Genomic DNA, 18,091 nt, shown 5'->3' on the forward strand with positions numbered 1-18,091 from the left:
ATTATTATAGTTATATTATATGTAAAAAAAGACCTGTTTTAGTATAGATATATTTTCATATTAAGCTTTAATTATAATTAATTCAGACTTATGTCTTCTAACTTTTCAACTATATTTTTATATCTTTCATTTTCCTTTATAAATTCATATCTATCATCATTTATTAGTAGTTTTTTTAGACTTAATACAAGATATCCTTTAGATTGAACTCCTTTGAATAACTCTATTCCATCAAATAGTAAATGATTATTAAAGTTATAATCTTTATTTAAATTTTCTACAATATTTTCAATATAATCTAAAGTTTTTTCTATGTTTTTTTCTTTTGCATATAAATCAGCAAACATTAAATTTCTACTAGTTCCATACACATCTTCTAAGTCAAAGATTTCTATAAGTTTATCTTTAAGATCTAAAATATCCTTAACTTTTGATATATTATCTTCCTTGTAAGCTAAACTAACATACCAATCTAAAGAAGTTATTAGATTACTTATTTTTTTATATGTCAAATCTCTTAAATTCTTTTTTGCTTTATCATATTTACCTTGATTAATATATAATCCAATCAACATATCTTCTCTATCCATATTCACCTTAGGTAAACTCAACAAAACTTCTTCTGCCTTATCTTCTTGGTTATTCATAGTATATAAAGAACTTAATATATACTTTGAAGTTTCACTTATTTCCTGTGTATCACTTTTAGAAGATATTTCTAGTAATTGTATAGCCTTATTAATCATAATATTTGCTTCATCTTCGTTAGTGGCACTAGCTAAAGACATCATATATAAAGAACCTATTCTAAACTTTAAAAACATATTATTTGGATACAGTCTTATATAATCTTCACAAGCCTTTATTCCGTTTTCAACACTATCTGTTTCAAATATAGTTGAACATTTTTTCATAAGTTTCATAACTTCTTCATTAGAAATTTCTATTTCATAGCTTAAAAGCTTATCTATTGTAGTATTAAAGAATCTAGCTATTGAAGGTAGCATAGTTATATCTGGATAGGAATTTTCATTTTCCCATTTTGATACAGCTGCTACAGATACTCCTACTGTATTGGCAAAAACCTCTTGTGTTACACCTTTTTCTTTTCTTAATTTATATATAACTCCCCCAATATGCAATTTCATACTATCTCCTTTTAAATTTATAGATTTTTATCTTATATTTTAAATTATACATATTTGTAAATGGCTAAACAATGGAACTCTAGTTAAGTAATAGTTTAGTTTTTTTAACCATTAGTTGAATTTTAAATTAAAAAAACTGTACTCTAGTGATTCAATACATATAAGTACTAGAGCACAGTTATTTATTAAATTTATGAAATATATAATTACAAAAACTTAATACACTTAATTAATATTTTTAAAATTCAATTACCTATATTCATACTTCATAACAAAAAATTCACCAAACCCAGCATAGGTTTCCTGCTTTTTAATCTTAACTATTTTAAAACCTTGAGATTCATAACATTTAATAGCCCTTTTGTTCCAGCTTCTAACCTCTAAAATAATTGGTTTACTTTCATATCTTTTACTACATTCATCTAAAGCCATCTTAATTATTTGCTTTCCTATTCCAGCACCACAGTATTCAGGTTTAACACCTATTCCCAAAAACACAGAATCACCTTCATCTACTAAGTTTACAAATCCAATTAAATTATTTTCTTCATTTAAATATCCAATAAAATTTTCTCTTTTTTCTTTCTTACACAAAGAAATTTGCTTATTTATAATTTCATCCCATGAAGGCAAATTATATATCTCATACTCTTCTTCATAACTTCAAGTAGTTATTTCCTTAGCCAATTCTTCAGTAAGCTTAACTGGTTTTAAATTCATTATATCCTCCTAAAATAATTAACATTTTATCCTTAAGATTTCCATTCAGATTTTAAAATTGAGTAAAGATTTAAATCATAGAAATTACCATTTAACTTGCCTACTTGTTTTAAAGTCCCTTTATACTTCATATTATTTTTTATCGTTACTTTACCTGAGGCAATATTTTCAGTATTATGAATAGCTACAATTCTATTTAAGTTCAATAGCCCAATGATAAGTTTTATCTGTATTTATTGTTTTACTTCTTAGGTGTTTTACCATATAAAGTGATTTTCACCTTTGTTTATAATTACAAGTTCTATAATTTATCACTTTATATACAATTTACTTTATAATTTTAATTTCCTCTAATTTTAGCTTTAAATAATTTGCATAAACTAAAATTTAGTAAAAATTATATTTTGTAGATAGTAAAAATAGATATCGTATTTTAAAATGAATTAAAATATAGAATTTTTTTGTCCAATATTAATTAGAGTCACTATTTAAAACTTTTTTATTTAATGTTAGTATAAACTTAACTAAGGATTATCAAATTGGAGGGAATAATAATGGAGCTAATTAAAAACTTAAAATCTGAAAAAGTATTTTATTTCTTTAAACAAATTTCAATGATACCACGTAATTCTGGAAATGAAAAAAATATAAGTAATTATCTTTTAAAATTTGCTAAAGATAGGAATTTAGACGTAATACAAGATAGTTCTTTTAATATAATAATAAAAAAAGAGGCAACAAAGGGATATGAAGATTTGCAACCTGTCATAATTCAAGGTCATATGGATATGGTATGTGTAAAATCAAATGATAGTAATCATGATTTTACAAGTGATCCTTTGGAATTAAAATTAGTAGATAATAAGTATTTGTATGCAAATAATACAACACTAGGTGGAGATAATGGAATCGCTATTGCATACGGATTAGCAATATTAGATTCAGATGATATAAAACATCCTAAATTAGAATTTATTTTTACTACTGAAGAAGAAACAACTATGAACGGAGCGCAAAATTTAGATACAAATTTATTAGAAGGTAAAATTCTTTTAAATATCGACTCAGAAGAAGAAGGAGTATTTACATTAGGATGTGCTGGTGGAATTTTAATGGACTCAGAGTTATTATTAGAGTTTGAAGAAATTAAAAATCCTACATATAAAATAGAAATTGGAGGATTGTTGGGAGGACACTCAGGAATACAAGCTGATAGAAAAAGAGCAAATGCAAATAAATTAATGGCAAGATTACTATTTGCATTAAAAAAAGAAGTGGATATTAATATAATTTCAATTGACGGGGGTGATAAATACAATTCTATCCCAAACGTTTGTTGTTCTATAATCAGTGTAAGTGAATGTGATAAGAATATTGTTAAAGAAAAATGTCTAAAAATTAAAGAAATATTTATGAATGAATATAAATCTGAAAATTTATTTATAAATATAGATGAAATAGCTTTTGAAAATGAAAAAAATCAATTTACTAAAGAAATAACAAATAAGGTAATAGATTTTTTAGTATTACTTCCAGATGGAATACAAACAATGAGTGAAGATATTGATGGATTAGTTGAAAGTAGTATAAATTTAGGAATAATAAAAACAGAAGGTAATAAAATAAAGTTTAAAATGGATTTAAGAAGTTCATTAAGAAGTAAATTGTATGAAATTATAAATAAAATTGAAATTATAAGTGAAATTATGGGATTTGAAACTAACAAATATGGAGAATATCCAGAGTGGCCATATAATTCAAATTCAAAAATAAAAGATTTAAGCGTAGAAATATATAAAAAATTATTTAATATAAATCCTATAGTAAATGCATTGCATGCTGGGTTGGAGTGTGGAGTATTTAAAGAAAAATTACCAAGTGATGTTGAGATAATAAGTTTTGGTCCTAATATATTTGATGTTCATACAATTAATGAACATATTGATATAGAGTCAGTAGAAAGATTTTATATGTTTTTAATAGAGTTATTAGAAAATATTTTTAAAATCCAAAATAATTAGTATTATGAAAATGTTTATTTCTCAGGCAATAACAGTCTCTGTTTAAATATCTTGTTGATATTAACTCTTTAAAACAGATAAAAAAGTCGTGCTTCCAATACGACTTTTTTATTCCAAAAATAATCAAAAGAGTTTCATAACTTAAGGTTTCTGAAAGGCTTTTTTAATGGTTAGTATGTATAATAGACTTATCAAATAAATAAAACATTTGGAGGAATTATACATGACAATAATATTAGGAAGTTTAATGATAGTTCCATTTATATTAGCAGTAGGAGCTGGATTAGTAGGTATTTAATTAGAAGTTGCAAATCAACAATAATTAAATTTATATAGATACAAAGTACTCATTAAAGTGGGTACTTTTTGTTTTTGACTTCATGGAAGGGAAAAGCATAATGAATTATCTACTCGAGGATTATGAGTTGCTATCTAATCAAGTTAAAATAGATTCTAATGATCCTATTTTTTAAATGAGTTCAAGACTAGATAATTATAATTTAATAGAAATACCTTCAAGTTATAGAAGCAAATAGCAGAAGATCACGGTGCTCTCCTGCTATTTATTAGTCATATTAGTATTTATTTGGCTCATAGCTTGGATTATCTATCATTAACTTACCTATTTCTAATAAATCATTTTCATCTATAGCATCATTTATAGATATATCTGTGTTGTATTTAGATAATTCTTGAGCTTTAGGGTTTTTGTTTAAATGCCTGGCATCAATAGCTAAATCCAAAAGTGTAAACTCACCACTTTTATTTACATCTTTTATTTCCTCTATGATTATTTTTCCTTCATCACATTGCTTATCTGTTAAATCTTTTTCCATTTCAATCCCATCAGAGACTCTACCTTTTGTTACATCTACAATAGCCTCTCCTTTTTTGATTCCTTTAAATTTTAATTTAAGTAATGTTTTTTTAGAATTAATTATATTTGCTTCGCCCTTGCTTGCTAATATGACTCTTAATTTTCCATTTTTATCATCTTGTATATCTTTTACTAATTTAACTCCTTCTACTTCTTCAAAGCTTATAAATTTAAGCTTTTCATTATCATACTTTAAGCTTATATCTTCTGCTGCTATTTCAGTTATGTTATTAATAGTTAAATTAGCGATTGCTTCTTCATTTAATTTAATCTTTTCTTTTACTGGTTCTATATCTAATACTGATTTTGTTGTTTCTTTATCATCTGTATAAACATTAAATTCATATATTTTGTCATCAACTTTTCCAGAATTACGAAGAGCTATACACTCTACATCATAGTCCTTAAATTCTTCATCTAATTTTTGTAAAGAACCATCTTTTGCTGAGATTGTAATTTTCTTGACATCCTTATCTATCTTTTTATGCAAAAATAGATCTAATGTGCTTTCGGGATTTTCTGTTTTTAGCCTAAAAGCTTTAATATGTACAGGTTGGTTTAAAATATAAACTAGATGGTCTATATCACTGCCATATGGATCATATTTTGGTAAATTTTCGTATGTAGAAAGGTCATTATCTGTTGCTTTCTTGGCATCATACATTAAATAACCTGGACAAGCTCCTAAACGAAGAGTTTTTCCGTCTAATAATCCACCTCTAAAATCAATTGCGGTGTTGTTTTCTTCAACAGCAAATGATGGTTTAATAAATATAACTGTAAGTGCTAAGAAAACCGCAATTGCTGAAAAAAATAATTTTTTATTCATTTTTTCATACTCCTATCTTTGTATAATTTTTATGCCATTAAATTTTCGCTGTAAGTTGATATATTAATTTAATTTTGCAAATTTTTCAACAGAAATGGAATAAAATGGTCAAAATGTGGAGTAAAATTACAATTTTAAAGTTCTTTCTTTAGGTACTTATGAAAGATGAAAATATGAGATTACACTTTTACGTTTTGAAAAATCGTGTAAATAGTAGAAATAGAAATTCAAAATTTATGATTAATTTCAAAAAAGTTTAAATGAACTTTGACAATATGTAAAAGTTAGTAGGTATATGAATTACGAGCAGGGATACTCCAGCTAAATATATTGAATAAATTATGGAGGAAAAAATATGAAAAAACAAAAGACGAACAAATTTAAATCACTAGTTATAGCAATAAGTTTAACATTTACACTTAGATGTACATTAGTAATTCAAAATTTAGACGTAAATATAAATGTTAATGTAATCAATCAAAATATAGATAAAAAATAAAAATCTGGAGTTTATGACTCTCGCTTTTTTTTATTTTTATAGAGGAAATAGAGTGTGTATGATAGTATATTACACATGTAATCATATGTAATATATAGGAGGAATATTATGATTTGGAGTGATTTAAAAAAGTGTAAAATAGATGATATTGTAGGTTATATAAATGAAAAATTATTAGAATTAGGTAGCTTAAAAAAAGTTTCAGATAGCTTAGGAGTAAATGAAAGTACTATTAGAAAATACATCACAAATCGAGGATATAAGCGAGTTGTAAATGAATTCGTACTCCAAGATGATAAATGTAATCCCCGAGAGCATACAAAAAAATAAATAACAATGAACCAAGTAATACATCAGAGAATACAAGTGTAATAAATTTTACTGATATTAAAGATAACATTATTTATTTATCAAATGAAACTGAAACATTAAGGGATATTATAGAATGGTTTAAGTCTAAAGATGATAAAAGTAATACAAATGTAATCGAAGTAGTAGAGGGAATAAAAATAGATCTTCCAGAAGCTCCAATTAAAAGAACTACTATAAGAATAAATGAAAAAGTGTGGGATATGTTTAATGAGCTAGTAGAAGAAAACAAGCCTATAGATAAACATGATTTAATGGGAGCTGCATTACTAGAATATATTAATAAGCATAGAAATAATAAATAAAAAATTAGGTGTTTTTATTATAGGGATAAAAAACAGTGTCATAACTTAACGGTATTGATACCTTTTTTTATGTCTAGTATTTTCAATATATTAAAGGGTGTCATATCTTAGTTTCAAAAGCACTCCTAAAATTTATAACAAAAGGAAAATTTTATAGGATATATGGATATGTAAGAGTGTCAACTAAAAATAAATATATATCCCCATATTCATTTAATCCAGGACTTACCCATTTAGATAACTCTTTTCTAAGCTCATTTGATTGATAATTTCTAAATTTCTTTTATTCCTATGTCCTTGTGATTCTTTTTTTAGAGTATCATATTTTTTTGCTATTTTTATTTCATTTGCTGATTATAAATAATCTTATCTTTTTTCAATTTATCTTTATTAACTTTATAGCTTGATATAGCAATTATAAATGCTATTATTCCAATGATTGTATCAACTTTAGTTATAAGACTTAGGCTTTTGAAAAACTCTAAAAATACGTTTATATATTTTATATGTTTTAGTTACTCCCCCTTAATTATATAGATAATCAGATTAGTTTAACCCTAGGTGTATATAACTCTTTTTTAGATTTAACTATTATATCTATTTGTATTTTTTCATACTTAAATTTCTTAGTATTAGATTTATTTTTAATCATAAACTGTAATACTGTTTTAATATTTTTTACCTTTTCAAAGTTACACTGCTTATAGATCTATACTCTACATTTAAGTACAAAGGGATTTAACTTTTATTAGTTAAATCCCTTTAGTATTTGTAAAAATTCACGTTTCTGATTATCGCTTTTAAATGCATTGTTAGGTATCATTAAATATAGTGTATTGTTAGCACCAAATATATAAATTGTATTATTTTTTTCTATAATATTATTAAGGTCCTTAGGATAAATTTCAATTACAGTGTTTTTATCAGTGCATACAAGTTTTTCTTGATTTAGCGTACATACTTTTTCTTTTATTTTAGATTTAATAGCCTTTTTAGAAAAAATATTAACACATAAATCTTCTGTATTATATGTAGCTATAATACATATACATATAAATACAAGTTGTATGCAATAATAACCTATCAAGTCAGGATGTCTAATTATTTGAATGATTATCTCCAAGGCAAAAACTATTAGTATGATACACAATATTTTCATTAATAAAAACATATGGTGAAATAAATTTTTATCTAATTTATTTATTAATTTATATGCTAATTTATAATCTTTTACAGTATTAGTATATTTAATTTCTATCTTTATTCCCCCTTATTACAAGGTCTACATATTTAATTTCTAAGAATTGAACTCTTTTATTATTTTTACAAATTCATTTTTTTGTGAAATATCTTTAAAAGCACTATTAGGAATTATTAAAAGAATTGTTTTATTTGAGCTAACTATATAAACAGTATCGTTTTCTTCAATAACCTTATAAATGTCTTCAGGTAAAATTGTTTTTGTTATAGTATCATACTTATATATAAGTTTATCTTTTTCAAGTATACATGTAATTTCTCTAATTTTAGATTTAACCCTTTTCTGAAAGTGCTTATTATTAAAGATAAGATTTTCTCTTTTAAACACAATTAATAGAGCAATAAATATAATTATGAAATAAAGATAGTAATAACGTATTAAATAAGGTTCTGATATTATATCTAAAGTTAGTTTTAGTCCCCAAAATATAGCCATAGAAAACAAAACTATTAAAAATATGCAATATACTATATAAGAACGCTTATTTATTTTTGGATCTAATTTATATGATAATTTATAATCTTCTAATGTATTGGTATATTTAATTTCTATTCTAATCCCTCCTATAGCATTAAAATATATATTTTTATGCTAGTCATTAATGTATTTAATTACTTTATCAAGTAAACAAGGCTGAATTTCTGGATAAGTTAATTCACTTGGCAAGTTATCAAAAAATTGAATTTCCTCTATTTCAAGATTTGGTAAATCTCCAAGTTCTGTTACTTCTGCAAAATATAACCCTCGATTTTAAATAAAGACTGCTAATTCAAGTAAAGGATTGTACTTAGCATTTTCTAAACGAGGGATAGTTTCCCTTCTGACATTAACATTTTATCCTTAAGATTTCCATTCAGATTTTAAAATTGAGTAAAGGCTTAAATCATAGAAATTACCATTTAACTGACCTACTTGTTTTAAAGTCCCTTTATACTTCATATTATTTTTTATCATTACTTTACCTGAAGCAATATTTTCAGTATTATGCATAGCTACAATTCTATTTAAATTTATTTCCTCGAATAAATACTTAATAACTGAATTTAATGCTTCACTCATAATTCCTTTATTCCAAAACTGTCTTGATAAACAATAACCTACTTCGCAAGAAGAACGCTTATCCTTTAAATTATATGCCTTAATATCCCCAATAACTTCTTTAAGTTCTTTAAGTTCAATAGCCCAATGATAAGTTTTATCATCACTATATTCACTAATCCAATAATCTAAAAGTGATTTAGTAACCATAACGTCTTTGTGTGAATCCCATGATAAAAATTTAGAAACTTCAGCATCTGATGCCCAATTTTTAAACATATCATTAGCATCACTTATTTCAAATCTTCTTAAGATAAGTCTATCTGTATCTATTGTTTTAGTTCCTAGGTGTTTTATCATATAAAGTGATTCCCCCCTTTGTTTATAATTACAAATTCTATAATTTATCACTTTATATACAATTTACTTTCTAATTTTATTTTCCTCTAATTTTAGCTTTAAATAATTAAAATAAATTAAAATTTAATAAAAATTATCTTTTTGTAGATAATAAAAAGAGGATATAGTGTTTCACTATACCCCTTTTATCTATTATAAATTTCATACTTCAATGACGAAAAAGTACTAAGGAAAATTAATATCGGCCTATAAACTAAAAATACTAAGAATCTCTAAGTACAATAACCCATAACACTTGAATATGAAAACAAAAAAGACATTCTGAAAATGCTAAGTAATAAAATAGACATATCTCTTCTAGATGTAAATACTCCCTACATAATAAATATAATTAAAAATATTCAAAATCATAAAAAAACTTCATATATATTTTTTTAAGTATTAAAGTTGTTGTTCTGTTGCTAAACTCCACACTTCTGAATGAATTTAAATAACATATAGTTTTATATTAATTTTTTTATGATAAATATGACCAGGGTATTACCCCTACCCGTTTAAATAACATTTAGTTTTATATTAATAATTATTACAATATATATATAACAGGAGATACTCATGGATTTAAATAACATACAGTTTTATATTAATATGTCCATTTTAACAGTTAATGTTGGGGGCATGTTTTCATTTAAATAACATATAGTTTTATATTAACCATTACATTGACAAAGCACTCCCAAATGAATGCTTCAATTTAAATAACATATAGTTTTATATTAACGCTATAGCTAATTCAATAACTATATATTCAAGCTCTGCATTTAAATAACATATAGTTTTATATTAACATTTAATAAACCTTCCAGAAAATCTATTTTTACTTTTTTTAAATAACATATAGTTTTATATTAACATGATAGATAAAGTTCAAGACTTAGAAAATGAGAACGATTTAAATAACATATAGTTTTATATTAACTTCAATGGCATATCTGATAGTGTAACTATAACTAGAAAATTTAAATAACATATAGTTTTATATTAACGCGAATGAGATACAAATATATATGAAATATCTTTCAAATTTAAATAACATATAGTTTTATATTAACGCAATGACGGTGTTTATTACGTAGGTGAACTTGTAAAATTTAAATAACATATAGTTTTATATTAACTATCGCTCGCACAAGGTCGCTCGCTTGCCCGTGCTACAATTTAAATAACATATAGTTTTATATTAACAAAATTTATCTGTGATAACTCCTACTTCTCCACTACCATTTAAATAACATATAGTTTTATATTAACTAAAGAAACCTTATAACGGGTGTATAACACTTGTTATAATTTAAATAACATATAGTTTTATATTAACATTTAATAAAAGCATTTCTCCCAACAGCGGAGAAGTATTTAAATAACATATAGTTTTATATTAACCGCTAGCAAATGATTTTGCTAAGTCAGATATTTCTTTATTTAAATAACATATAGTTTTATATTAACCCTAAATCAAACCCAGTTATTTCAATACATATAACTTTATTTCAGCTAAATTTTGCAGTGAACCTTCAATTCAGTTTTCTTATATTTATATATATCTATCTGAAACACTGTAATTTACTATGCTCCATTATTATCTAATAAAATACCGCTCACTGCAATTTTATCTTTTATATAACACAACCTTTTTATATATTTAGCCTTTTTCTTCTCACTAAATATATATACATCTTCAAAGTTCATACCACTATCTTTATCACCTTTTTTATTTAACTTAGTTTCCCAATCATATAGCTCATATAGCCTAGTGTCATATCCTATACTTTCATTCCATTCAACTAAAACATTCTCCATTTCAGTTGCTTTTTCAATACTTTCAAGCATAACTAAGCTTTCGCTATCCCCTATCCTATCTATATTAACAAGATACTCTATAATATCATCTATACTTTCATCTATATAAAAAACTATTTTATCAGTATATACATACTCTCTTATTCCTACAGTATATTTTCCTTCCCAATCGCCTTTACTTTCTTCACTATATTTATATTCATAGCCTTTATTGGACATTCTCTTTATCTTTTGTTGACCTATAGTAAAACTATTTGGATATTGAATAAATATCTGTATATTTTTAAGTTTTCTAAATATTTTCTCAGCAGCTAATCTTCCTTTTCTTTCTATTACAGACCCAAGTATAGCTCCTCTAATAGTAGTTAACATTGGATACTCATAACTTCGAGCTGCTAGATGACTATCATTAAATTTCTTTATTGAAAATACAGAAGGTACAGTGTAAGTTACTTTTAGCACAAGTATTCCTCCCTATTATTATTCGTTGAAAGTCTTATTTACATATTCAATATTTCTATTTATCATGTAATCTAAATATGACTCATCCAATAACTCATCTATAACATTTATAAATTCTTGTATATTGTTAAATTCTTTACCTTTAGATGCTTTAGCATGTACTTCTTTAAAATCTTCATTTAATGGTGAATATTTACTCATAAGTTCTTTAGCAGATGTTTTTTCAACAACTACACCTGATATCCCTTTTAAATGTGGCATATTTGTAGAACACATAGCTCCCTCTATATCTAGTAGCGTATTTCTATAAGCTATTAAAACTTTCTTTATTCTTTCTTTAATTATGTTTTTATCTTCGAATACATATTTTTGCTTTTGATCGTCAAATCCTACTCTTGATAAGTTTATTTGAGTCATTATAGCATACTCAGAACTTCTTATAGGTCTATGAAAAATCATTTGTGCATTCTGATCTTTATTTGTATTAGCTTCTGATGTTGTATCTATTATTTCATTTCCTTTATCATCTATAATTTTTTCTTGTTCATCTTTTGTTTTACTATTTTTATCTGTAGGATCTACTCTATTATAGAGTACTGTATCACATGTACCTTCTGTTGCTATTGCCCATGCAAAGCTTAATACCTTATTTCTTTTTTCATTTTGTCCTTTACCTGCATTCATAAATCCACATATATCATCTATTATACAATCTTTTACTCTATTTCCACTTAAAGAAAGTGATTTATCAATACTTTTTATTTTTCCATTTTTCATAGGTGAAAATATTTTACATGTATCACATAGTTCGTTTATATCAGCTAATGTTCTTAAGTTTTTAGTAAATATATGTGAAAACATATTTCCACTTATAGCATTTCTTATTTCTTCTTCATTAAGCTTAATCATTCTAGGCTTAGTAACATTTCCTAGATTATCTTCATTATTTAAAGCTTCTGCAACCAAATCTAATCTTATAGCAAATTGTATCTTCCACATGTAATCATCTTTACATATATTATTTAAATCTCGCATGTGCATATCCCCCTATTCATCATATTTTTTTGAATTTATATATATAGTACTAAAAGTTAATATAGAATCTCTTACTATTTTTAATGTTTTAGTATCTTCAACCAAATCTAACACTTCTATATAACTTTTATCATTTAGTAAGTATGATTTATACTTTCTAAAGTATAATAAATTTAAATCTCTTATTATCTCTATTAGCTGTTGTTTATTTGAGCAGCTAAGTAAGTTTACTTGTATAGAAAATCCAACTTTGTCTCTTATAAGTCTATTTAATCCTCTTCCTAAAACTCTTATACTTTCATTACTATATATATAACTTTCCTTCTCTGTTCTCATCCCTATCATCTCCTCAAAATATTTATCAATCATAATTGTTTGACTCTTTGAAAAAGCACATATCATATTTGAAAAGCTTTCAAAGTCTTGATTTAATAAATAATCACATAGTGCTAATTTTGCATCTCTATCTGTACTTGAATATTCTACTTTTTTAAGTAGTTCATCTATAAATTCTATAGATAAATTATGTACTGGAAGTTTTATAGTTTTATCATTTAAAGGTTTATTAGCTGTGGGTACTACTTGTATTAGCCATATACCTTCATATCCTTCTAGTATAGTTTTTTGTGCTAACTTTTTTAAACTTAATAAATACAGTCTACTTAGAGATATGGTTTTAGGATCTTTTTTACTTATCATCCTTAGATGTCTTGTATCTCCAGTTTCTTTATCTCGATAAGAGATAAATTCTGCCCTTATGAATTCGTCTGTATTTTTAGGTATTAAAATTGGGTTAACTTCAACTACATCCTTTATAGAAAAATAGCTAGCAGCCATTAAGAATCCAACAAATGATATAAGTTTTTTATATAATGGTATTTTTAATGAGCTAGCTCCTGCTACACTATACCCTCTAACTCCTTTTGTATAGGTTGATGTACCTATAAATAAAGCACCATCTTTAGATAGTATATCTTTAGATAGCATACTCTCATCTAAACTTTCATAATATTTAAATATTTCGCCTAAGTAATTAGGGTTGTTTAGATATTGATTTACCTTTACTAGAATTTTCTCTAATTCAGATTTATTCATAGTACTATTTTTATTTGTAATTTTTTCTTTAGTCATCTCAGGAAATAATAGATCTTCTTCATAATCTACATCTCCATTTATTTCTATTATGTAAGCAGCTTCTTTATTTATTAGACTACACTCTATATCATTTTCCCTAAGTATATAAAAAAGTCCATTTGCTATGGATAACTCCATAACTTCATTTTCTTCTTTTAAAATTTTTAAAGTAGTCATCTTATACCTCCCACAACAACCCATGTCCAGAAGCAGTATTTTCCCCTATGCCTACTTCATATATAGTTTTAATAGCTTCATACTCTCCAGATACTAATAACAATACATCATAACTTTTTATATGAACTCCTTGCCTATATTTTGAAGTTTTAATATTTTTTTTAAGTATATCAAATTGTATATCTCCATCTACACCCATAGATTTTAGCTTACCTTGTGACACAAGTTTAAGTTTAGTATTTATATCTTTATCCGATACTAATAATTTCTTTTTGCCATCAACAACTTCTGTAGTTATTATTTTTCCCTTAAGTAAATACTTGTCCTTTTTTATAAGCTCTTTGCATGGAGTAATTCTATTTATAGCTAAAACCATATCCTCTACTCTAACTATGTTATTTCTTTCTATATTTACTATAAAGCTGTTTATTATGTTATCTGATCCTGATATATATATATGAAACTTATTTTCTTTCATATATATATTCGAAAAAGTAAATAATCTGTATTCTTTAGAGTCTTGGTTATGTATATTGTGTGCCAAATTCTCATCTATTTTATCTAAAATCATAGCATATGTGCCATGATGATAATTATTTTTATTTATATTTGTTTTAGATATTATATCCCCACTAACCTTAATCCTCAACTTCAACCCCCTCTTTCTTACTTAAGTAATAACACCTCTATTTAAATATTAAAATAAGTTAAACTAATCATGTATAATATTAATATTTTATAATTATAATATTCCATTTTTTCTATAATAATCCTTCTTCCTTGTAAATTTATGTAGAAATTTATATCAAATATCTCATATTAGTCCTAAATCTATTTTCATTTTCTATATTTTTGCTTCATATTTATACTTTAATTTATATTTTACATACAGATATTTAAAAGCACAGCCATCCTACAATAAAAAAGAACCCTATTTCTAGAGTTCTTTCTTATTTCATTATTTGTAATTTTAGATATTAAAAATAAACTAATTACTTATTTAATTCATATTCTCTCACTTTATCTATAGCCTCAATATCAGACTCCATCAATATACCTTCAAGATATATAAAATCTACCCAATCTTTATCTGAAGGTGTCATTAAATGCTTATCTAATATATCTATATTGCGCTGTGACTTTATAACCAATCCTTCATATCCAACTTTTGCCACAAGTTCATCATATCCATCTACCATATCATAATATCTAGTATTTTCAATTGTTTTAGTAGGCATTATTCTTCCATGATGATTTATAATGAGATTAAACTCTAACTTTTTATTTATTAATCCATCTATTGCTAAAGCAGATATTAAATTGTGTCTAGCATCTTTTATTAATGAACTATTTCGTTTGGCGAATACATTATGAGCTAAAGGTTTATCATCCATTCCAATGAACTTTTGCCAATCTTTATTTAATTTTCCTAAGTCATGAAGAGCTCCTAATGTAGAATATCTTTCTATTTCTTCATTTGTCCATGTTTTAAAATTAGAATTTATTAACTTGTATCTCATTATTTCTTTAGTAGCTAATGCATGATATATCCAAGGCTCTTTTATGTAATCCCCAAACTTTATCTTTATCTTTTCTTTGTTTTCACATGGAAATTCATTAGCAACAAACCCTTCTTTAAATCTAAATCCTACTTTATCATATATACAATCATTACCTTCAATGATTATAGTATCTCCATTGTCTATATCTCTTTCACTTATCTCTACTACTTCTTTTCCTTTTATTTTATAGAAGGTATTATTGGTAGATAGTTTTTTCAACGTATTTCTAGATATAGATATACTACACTTTTCAAAGTCTTCCTTATTATAAAATTTAGAAACTATTATGTTTATATTCTCTATATCTCTTATTAAGTCATTTCTATTTCCACTTTTCATTGTAAATTTACTAAATCTTTTTAAGTCTTTAAGATGCTCTTCATAAAATGGATTCAAAATATCATTTACCCACTTCTTTTGAGTACCCCAATTAAATATAAGGCCTTGATTTGACTCTATTTTTTTTAATGTATTTTCACATACTTGTTTATCATATATATCATAAAATCCATTAAAAACAATTAACTCCCCATTTCCTCCCCAACGACAAACTCTTCCTTCTCGTTGTATTAAGCTATCTATAGGAGATAATGACGAATACATCCTTGTTGCAGATATATCCATACCAGCTTCTACTATTTGAGTAGTTATCAATATCTTATCATTTTCTTCACTTTCCTTTCCAAAGTATTTAAATACTAGCATCTCTATGTTTTCCCTATCTTCTTTTAAAAGTTTATTATTTAAAAGTATGACTCTGTCTTTATTGTTAATATTGTTGTATATCTCTTCTTGTTCTTTTTGAGAGTTACATATTATTATCTGTTTTGTATCAAAATCTTCAATTTTTTTTATATTTAAATCTTCTTGGTAGTATAACTTTACTTCTCTATTATCTACAGATGGCTTATCAGTTATAGTAACTTGCATATCATATCTATCTGCTAAAAAATCTATTAGTTTTTTAGGCATCGTAGCTGTCATTATGACAAATTTATTACCATTATCTTTAAGTTTGTCAAGCATACATATAGTAGTTTTCAAAGTTTTGCCTGGTTCAAATAATTGTATCTCATCAAATATAAAGTTACTTATTACAACATTTTTACCTTTTATAAATGACTGTGTACCTATTGCTAAGTATCCAGATAAAACTTGATCTATAGTTGTTATACACATATCTCCACTTAAAAATTTATCTTCATTAGCACTTGAATGTTGTATTGTCCATACTTTGCCAGAATTAAGTATTTGTTCATATTTATTTAGCCTATTGTGTATAGAACTCGCTAAAGTTTTCATAGGATATGCATACAATACTTTTTTATTCCATTTTTTTACCATGTAGTAAGAAGCTTCTGTTTTTCCTGACCCACATGAAGATAGTATAAGCTGATTTTTATTTATATTACACTTATTAATTTTTTCTTGTACTTCTGTCAATTTTACTCTCTCTACACCAAATAAGATTCTTAAAAAGTTCTCCATAATTCCCCCATTTTTGTTTATAAATAATATATAGTTTTATATTAGCTTTTATTTTTGTATAATACAATCCTTCATTATTACTTACTACGAATCTAATCATAACTCCATATTTTCTTTAATTTTGGATAATACCTATCACTATGCTCTACTAGGATAATTTTTGTAAGCAACCAACTTGTTATTACACTTATTTTCTTATTTATCATCTCAAAGTCATTTTATTTTAGTTTTTTTCACCAATGTTACAAATTTTAGCTTTAATTTTAAATATATATTTTATAAATAATGTTATAATTGAATAAGAGTTTAAATGATTGTATATTATAATTTAAATTTTAGTAAAGGATGAAAATTTAATGGATTTATATAAAAACGATTTAATTATTAATTACCTAAATAAAACTAAAAATCGTATTTCATTTTATTTAGCTGAAGATGAATCTCCTTATTATGAAATTTATGATAATGATGAAGCTATTTGTAGACCTGAATATGTAGACTTATGTGTTAAGTGTGCATACGATTTATGGAAAAAATGTGGATTTTCAAATGATTTAACAGTTTTATTTGAAGACAAATACAGCAGTTATAATAAAGGTGAAAAAGAATTTATAGAAAGTTGTTTAGATTCAGCTAAATGCTCTGTTTACTATTTTAAGTGGAGTGATGATGATGAAAATTTCAACGGTACAAGATATGTTTGGAATACGAATAAAATAGATGTTAAATTGCTTTTTGAAAAAATAATTCTTTCTGATATATGTGAAGATACAGTTTTAGATTGCTCTGTTTTTATTATGGATAATAAAAGTAAAAATATTTTCTTTTTATATGATGATAGAGGTGTTGATATTTTTTCTAATGATGAAAATTTTATATCTAAAATTAAAAGTTAAATATAAAAAGGAAAACTATCTTTTAAGTAAGTTAGTTTTCCTTTTTATTT

Annotated in this window: 16 protein-coding genes and 1 CRISPR repeat array; of the genes, 4 read left to right on the forward strand and 12 right to left on the reverse strand. The window is 24.9% G+C overall.

From position 1 onward, the window contains the following. Positions 1–77 precede the first annotated feature (77 nt). From H8891_RS07335 to H8891_RS07345, 3 genes are all read right to left on the reverse strand, one after another. Entirely contained in the window at positions 78–1,148 is a 1,071-nt protein-coding gene (locus H8891_RS07335) for a helix-turn-helix domain-containing protein (protein ID WP_187005835.1), read from the reverse strand. Between the two features lie 249 nt (positions 1,149–1,397). After that, positions 1,398–1,781, reverse strand: coding sequence for a GNAT family N-acetyltransferase (locus tag H8891_RS07340; protein ID WP_243272242.1), 384 nt, complete (start codon positions 1,779–1,781; stop codon positions 1,398–1,400). A gap of 119 nt (positions 1,782–1,900) precedes the next feature. Next, positions 1,901–2,074: a GNAT family N-acetyltransferase gene (locus H8891_RS07345; protein WP_187005836.1), complete on the reverse strand. Its 174-nt coding sequence runs from the start codon at positions 2,072–2,074 to the stop codon at positions 1,901–1,903. Positions 2,075–2,422: 348 nt separating this feature from the next. Here H8891_RS07345 and H8891_RS07350 point away from each other — a divergent pair, with 348 nt between their 5' ends. Then, entirely contained in the window at positions 2,423–3,889 is a 1,467-nt protein-coding gene (locus H8891_RS07350; RefSeq protein ID WP_187005837.1) for an aminoacyl-histidine dipeptidase, read from the forward strand. A 575-nt stretch (positions 3,890–4,464) separates the two neighbouring features. Here H8891_RS07350 and H8891_RS07355 read toward each other — a convergent pair. Next, a complete protein-coding gene (locus H8891_RS07355; RefSeq protein WP_187005838.1) occupies positions 4,465–5,595 on the reverse strand; it encodes a cohesin domain-containing protein in 1,131 nt (376 codons plus the stop codon). A gap of 355 nt (positions 5,596–5,950) precedes the next feature. On the opposite strand from H8891_RS07355, the gene H8891_RS07360 reads away from it, so the two are divergent. Both H8891_RS07360 and H8891_RS15285 read left to right on the forward strand, forming a co-directional pair. After that, entirely contained in the window at positions 5,951–6,094 is a 144-nt protein-coding gene (locus tag H8891_RS07360; RefSeq protein ID WP_187005839.1) for a hypothetical protein, read from the forward strand. Positions 6,095–6,202: 108 nt separating this feature from the next. Further along, entirely contained in the window at positions 6,203–6,424 is a 222-nt protein-coding gene (locus H8891_RS15285; RefSeq protein ID WP_243207776.1) for a hypothetical protein, read from the forward strand. A gap of 1,092 nt (positions 6,425–7,516) precedes the next feature. Here H8891_RS15285 and H8891_RS07370 read toward each other — a convergent pair. The 8 genes from H8891_RS07370 to cas3 all read right to left on the reverse strand — a co-directional run bounded on the left by H8891_RS07370 (position 7,517) and on the right by cas3 (position 17,145). Continuing rightward, positions 7,517–7,891 (reverse strand): YcxB family protein, encoded by a 375-nt coding sequence (locus H8891_RS07370; protein WP_187005840.1) that lies wholly within the window; start codon positions 7,889–7,891, stop codon positions 7,517–7,519. Between the two features lie 174 nt (positions 7,892–8,065). Next, the gene (locus H8891_RS07375; RefSeq protein WP_187005841.1) at positions 8,066–8,356 is read right to left on the reverse strand and encodes a YcxB family protein; all 291 of its coding nucleotides are present in this window, start codon (positions 8,354–8,356) and stop codon (positions 8,066–8,068) included. Between the two features lie 513 nt (positions 8,357–8,869). After that, positions 8,870–9,427 (reverse strand): GNAT family N-acetyltransferase, encoded by a 558-nt coding sequence (locus H8891_RS07380; protein WP_187005842.1) that lies wholly within the window; start codon positions 9,425–9,427, stop codon positions 8,870–8,872. A 484-nt stretch (positions 9,428–9,911) separates the two neighbouring features. Continuing rightward, positions 9,912–10,936: direct repeats of the CRISPR family, unit length 29 nt; unit sequence ATTTAAATAACATATAGTTTTATATTAAC. Positions 10,937–11,053: 117 nt separating this feature from the next. Next, entirely contained in the window at positions 11,054–11,749 is a 696-nt protein-coding gene (gene cas5a, locus H8891_RS07385; RefSeq protein ID WP_187005843.1) for a type I-A CRISPR-associated protein Cas5a, read from the reverse strand. A gap of 18 nt (positions 11,750–11,767) precedes the next feature. Then, the gene (locus tag H8891_RS07390) at positions 11,768–12,784 is read right to left on the reverse strand and encodes a DevR family CRISPR-associated autoregulator (protein WP_243207777.1); all 1,017 of its coding nucleotides are present in this window, start codon (positions 12,782–12,784) and stop codon (positions 11,768–11,770) included. 12 nt (positions 12,785–12,796) lie between these two features. Further along, positions 12,797–14,095: a hypothetical protein gene (locus H8891_RS07395; RefSeq protein ID WP_187005844.1), complete on the reverse strand. Its 1,299-nt coding sequence runs from the start codon at positions 14,093–14,095 to the stop codon at positions 12,797–12,799. Between the two features lies 1 nt (position 14,096). After that, a complete protein-coding gene (locus H8891_RS07400; protein WP_187005845.1) occupies positions 14,097–14,744 on the reverse strand; it encodes a CRISPR-associated endoribonuclease Cas6 in 648 nt (215 codons plus the stop codon). Between the two features lie 343 nt (positions 14,745–15,087). After that, on the reverse strand, positions 15,088–17,145 hold the full coding sequence (gene cas3, locus H8891_RS07405; RefSeq protein WP_187005846.1) for a CRISPR-associated helicase Cas3': 2,058 nt from the start codon (positions 17,143–17,145) through the stop codon (positions 15,088–15,090). A gap of 356 nt (positions 17,146–17,501) precedes the next feature. On the opposite strand from cas3, the gene H8891_RS07410 reads away from it, so the two are divergent. Continuing rightward, positions 17,502–18,041, forward strand: a complete 540-nt coding sequence (locus tag H8891_RS07410) for a DUF3885 domain-containing protein (protein WP_187005847.1) — start codon at positions 17,502–17,504, stop codon at positions 18,039–18,041. The last annotated feature ends 50 nt before the right edge of the window (positions 18,042–18,091 follow it).

The organism is Paeniclostridium hominis (genome assembly GCF_014306135.1).
Classification (GTDB): Bacteria; Bacillota; Clostridia; order Peptostreptococcales; family Peptostreptococcaceae; genus Paraclostridium; species Paraclostridium hominis.

Coding starts and splice junctions, on each gene's coding strand:
- H8891_RS07335 (WP_187005835.1), bottom strand. CDS start 1,148: ATGAAATTGCATATTGGGGGAGTTATATATAAATTAAGAAAAGAAAAA.
- H8891_RS07350 (WP_187005837.1), top strand. CDS start 2,423: ATGGAGCTAATTAAAAACTTAAAATCTGAAAAAGTATTTTATTTCTTT.
- H8891_RS07355 (WP_187005838.1), bottom strand. CDS start 5,595: ATGAATAAAAAATTATTTTTTTCAGCAATTGCGGTTTTCTTAGCACTT.
- H8891_RS07360 (WP_187005839.1), top strand. CDS start 5,951: ATGAAAAAACAAAAGACGAACAAATTTAAATCACTAGTTATAGCAATA.
- H8891_RS15285 (WP_243207776.1), top strand. CDS start 6,203: ATGATTTGGAGTGATTTAAAAAAGTGTAAAATAGATGATATTGTAGGT.
- H8891_RS07380 (WP_187005842.1), bottom strand. CDS start 9,427: ATGATAAAACACCTAGGAACTAAAACAATAGATACAGATAGACTTATC.
- H8891_RS07390 (WP_243207777.1), bottom strand. CDS start 12,784: ATGCGAGATTTAAATAATATATGTAAAGATGATTACATGTGGAAGATA.
- H8891_RS07395 (WP_187005844.1), bottom strand. CDS start 14,095: ATGACTACTTTAAAAATTTTAAAAGAAGAAAATGAAGTTATGGAGTTA.
- cas3 (WP_187005846.1), bottom strand. CDS start 17,145: ATGGAGAACTTTTTAAGAATCTTATTTGGTGTAGAGAGAGTAAAATTG.
- H8891_RS07410 (WP_187005847.1), top strand. CDS start 17,502: ATGGATTTATATAAAAACGATTTAATTATTAATTACCTAAATAAAACT.